At 72.1% G+C, this 3,383-nt stretch carries 4 protein-coding genes; 1 reads left to right on the top strand and 3 read right to left on the bottom strand.

Annotated features, from left to right (window positions below; all coding sequences use genetic code 11):
• Positions 1 to 59: 59 nt before the first annotated feature.
• On the top strand, positions 60 to 509 hold the full coding sequence (locus tag ACOV8S_RS02515) for a DUF3093 domain-containing protein (RefSeq protein ID WP_448317328.1): 450 nt from the start codon (positions 60 to 62) through the stop codon (positions 507 to 509).
• Positions 510 to 562: 53 nt separating this feature from the next.
• Here the strand turns inward: ACOV8S_RS02515 and ACOV8S_RS02510 are convergent, their stop codons facing one another.
• The 3 genes from ACOV8S_RS02510 to ACOV8S_RS02500 form a co-directional block, all read right to left on the bottom strand.
• A complete protein-coding gene (locus ACOV8S_RS02510; RefSeq protein WP_448315869.1) occupies positions 563 to 1,486 on the bottom strand; it encodes a hypothetical protein in 924 nt (307 codons plus the stop codon).
• Between the two features lie 13 nt (positions 1,487 to 1,499).
• Positions 1,500 to 1,796, bottom strand: a complete 297-nt coding sequence (locus ACOV8S_RS02505) for a DUF4193 domain-containing protein (protein ID WP_005481602.1) — start codon at positions 1,794 to 1,796, stop codon at positions 1,500 to 1,502.
• Between the two features lie 382 nt (positions 1,797 to 2,178).
• Positions 2,179 to 3,342 (bottom strand): sensor histidine kinase, encoded by a 1,164-nt coding sequence (locus tag ACOV8S_RS02500; RefSeq protein ID WP_448317327.1) that lies wholly within the window; start codon positions 3,340 to 3,342, stop codon positions 2,179 to 2,181.
• Between the last annotated feature and the right edge of the window lie 41 nt (positions 3,343 to 3,383).

The raw sequence follows: 3,383 nt of genomic DNA, 5'->3' as shown, positions 1-3,383 counted from the left end.
CCCAGCAGCCCGCCCCGCCGTCGCCCGCCTCGGGCGGGGCGGCACCCGCCCGCGCCGTCGTGTCCTACGACGAGCGCCTGTCGGCGCCGTGGCACTGGTGGCTGTACTGCCTGCTGCTGGGCATGGCGGCGGCCCTGGTCGTCTATCCGTTCGGGGTGCTGCCGATGCTCGGCGGCCTGGTGCTCGGCGGGGCCCTGTCGGCGATCGTGGTGAGCTCCTACGGCTCGGCCAGGATCCGGGTGGCGGGCGACGCGCTGCTCGCGGGCGAGGCGCACGTGCCGGTGCGGGCGCTGGGCGCGGCGGAGGTCCTGGACCCGGCCGAGGCGCGCGCCTGGCGGTCGCATAAGGCCGATCCGCGCGCGTTCATGCTGCTGCGCGCCTACGCGCCGAGGGCGCTGCGGGTCGAGGTCGTCGACCCGCAGGACCCGACTCCCTACCTCTACCTGTCCACCCGTGAGCCGGAGCGGCTGGCGGCGGCGATCGAGGCGGCCCGCCCGGCGGCGCGGTAGCCGCCCAGGCCGGTCCTGCCGGGGCGGTCCTGCCCGGGTCAGTCCTGCCCGGGTCAGTCCTTCCGGGGGCCGTCGGGCCCGGGGTCGTCCCGCCCGGGGGCCTCGGGTGCCTCGTGGTCCTCGTGCACGGTCTCGGGCAGGTCCAGCGGCTCGGCGTGCCTGTCCAGCGGGGGCAGCTCCTTGAGGTGCTCCCACGGGACCCGCACCCTGCGCAGGTCGGTGCGGATGTGCTCGGCGAACCGCCTGGTGTCGCGCCGGTTGACGACGGCGCCCACGGTGGCGCCCACCATGAAGGGCAGCATGTTCGGCACGTTGCGGATCAGGCGCCGTTTGATCTGACGCCTCAGCTGCTGTTTGAGGCCGGTGTCGACCACCGCGCGGAAGGTGGTGGGCCGGGTGGGGTCCACCCCGTGCTCGGAGGACCAGACCCTCACGTAGGCGATGCTGCGGGCGCGCAGGTCGCCCGGAGGGCGCCGTCCGTAGACCTCGTGGAGTTCCGCCACGAGCTTCAGCTCGACGGCGGCGACGGCGGTGATCTCGGTCGCCATTCCGGCGGCCCAGGCCGGCGGGGCCGGCAGCATGTTCGCGGCGCCGACGCCGGCGCCCACGGCCGCCGAGGCCCTGGCCGCTCCGGCGACGAGCCGGTCGGCGATCTCCTCGGGGCCGAGCCCCGGGAAGTGCCGCCGCAGGGTGTCCAGGTCGCGCACCGGGATCCGGGGCGCGACGGCGACGATCCGCTCGGCGACGACGCCCAGCGCGGCGTGCAGCCGGCCTTCGGCCCGCCGGGCGAGGAGCCCGCCGGACCCGGCCGGCGCCGGCGCACCGCCGCCGGCCGTCTCGAGCGGGGCTCCCTCGCCGGTCACGGCATCAGGGCCCCGCTCCACGGCGTCACGTGCGCCGTGCGAGCCGTCGGACGGCTCGAGGTCCGCTCCCCGCTTGCGGGAGCGGCGCTTCCAGGGTGGGGTCGAGCCGGGCACGGCCGACCCCGCCTCAGTCGCAGTCGCGGCAGATCGGCTGGCCGTTCTTCTCGCGGGCCAGCTGGCTGCGGTGGTGCACCAGGAAGCAGCTCATGCAGGTGAACTCGTCCTGCTGCTTCGGCAGCACCCGGACGGCGAGTTCCTCGTTGGAGAGGTCCGCTCCGGGCAGTTCGAGGCCCTCGGCGGCCTCGAACTCGTCGACGTCCACCGCGGAGGTGGACTTGTCGTTCCGCCGTGCCTTCAGCTCTTCCAGGCTGTCCGAGTCGACGTCGTCGTCGGTCTTGCGTGGAGTGTCGTAGTCGGTTGCCATGTCGCTCTCCCCCTCTGGGTGGTCTTGGGTGTCTCCAGCGCCGTTAACGCGTGAGAGGCCGGACTTGTGCCCGACCTGAGGCGGAGATTTTGCCTCACATCAAGGTCTGTTACTCAATCGACACCCAACCGGACTCCCGAAGAGTGATCGGCTCGGATGGCGAACCGGACCGTACACCCTGCGAATGCTCTGGTCCAAAGGCATCTGTCCGTGTACTGCCCGGCATCAGGACGCCCGAAAACCCGGTTTTCCCTCATTTTCGGAGCCCGTTGTCGTCACTGAGAGTAGACGCTCTCCGTGACGCTTCTGTGATCGATCACACAGCTCCCTCATGGACGCGACACGCCGGAATTCAGCGCAGAGCGAACAGGAGGTCACTCGTTCAGAGGGGCAGCGTGACGCGCATCACCAGTCCGCCACCCTCCCGGGGGACCGCCGTGATGTGCCCGCCGTGCGCCCGGGCGACCGACCGGACGATCGAAAGCCCCAGGCCGACGCCCTTGTCGCTGCCGGTCCGCTCGGTCCTCAGCCGCCGGAACGGCTCGAACAGGTTGTCGATCTCATAGGCCGGTACCACCGGTCCGGTGTTGGACACCACGAGGACCGCCTGGCCGTGCTCGGCGCCGGTGGAGACCTCCACCCAGCCGCCCTCGGGCACGTTGTAGCGCACCGCGTTCTGCACCAGGTTCAGGGCGATCCGCTCGAGCAGGACGCCGTTGCCCTGGACGACCACGGAGGACGGCTCGCCGCGGAACTCCACGCCCCGCTCGGCCGCCTCGCCGCGCACCTGGTCGAGGGCGCGGCTGGCCACCTCCGCCAGGTCGACCGGCTTGCGTTCGACGATCTGGTTGTCGCTGCGGGCCAGCAGGAGCAGTCCCTCCACCAGTTGCTCGCTGCGCTCGTTGGTGGCGAGCAGGGTCCGCCCCAGCTGCTGGAGCTCCGGCGGCGCCCCCGGGTCGGAGAGGTGCACCTCCAGCAGGGTGCGGTTGATCGCCAGCGGCGTGCGCAGCTCGTGCGAGGCGTTCCCGACGAACCGCTGCTGGGCCGTGAAGGCCCGCTGGAGCCGCTCCAGCATGCCGTCGAAGGTGTCCGCGAGCTCCTTGAGCTCGTCGTCCGGGCCGTCCAGCTCGATGCGGCGGGACAGGTCGGAGCCGGCCACCGCACGCGCGGTGCGGATGATCTTCCCCAACGGGGAGAGCACCCGGCCCGCCATCGCGTAGCCGAAGGCGAACGCGATCACCGCGAGGCCCAGCAGCGCCAGCAGGGAGCGGCTCAGCAGGTTGTCCAGGGCGGCCTGCCGCTGCAGGTTCACGCAGCGGGCGATCTCCGCGTTGAAGTCGCTCAGCGAGAGCTCCCCGTTGACGGCGGGGCACCGGTCGCTGCTCACCCGGAGGCCGGCGTATTGGACGATCTTGAACGGCGGCTGGTTGCCCGTCGAGATGGCCTGGGCGGCCAGCAGGTAGATCATCGAGAGCAGCACGATGCCGGCGATCAGGAACATGCCGCCGTAGAGCAGCGTGAGCCGTATCCGGATCGTCGGGCGCAGCCACGGGAAGGACGACTGCTGCTCCTTGGGGTCCCAGGCTG

It is taken from the genome of Streptomyces sp. CO7, assembly GCF_053474865.1.
Note: the sequence above shows the minus strand (reverse complement) of the source record. Positions and strands in the feature narration are given on the sequence as shown.

Bases quoted from the DNA above. Each gene is read 5' to 3' on its own strand.
- ACOV8S_RS02505 (WP_005481602.1), bottom strand. From the start codon at position 1,796: ATGGCAACCGACTACGACACTCCACGCAAGACCGACGACGACGTCGAC.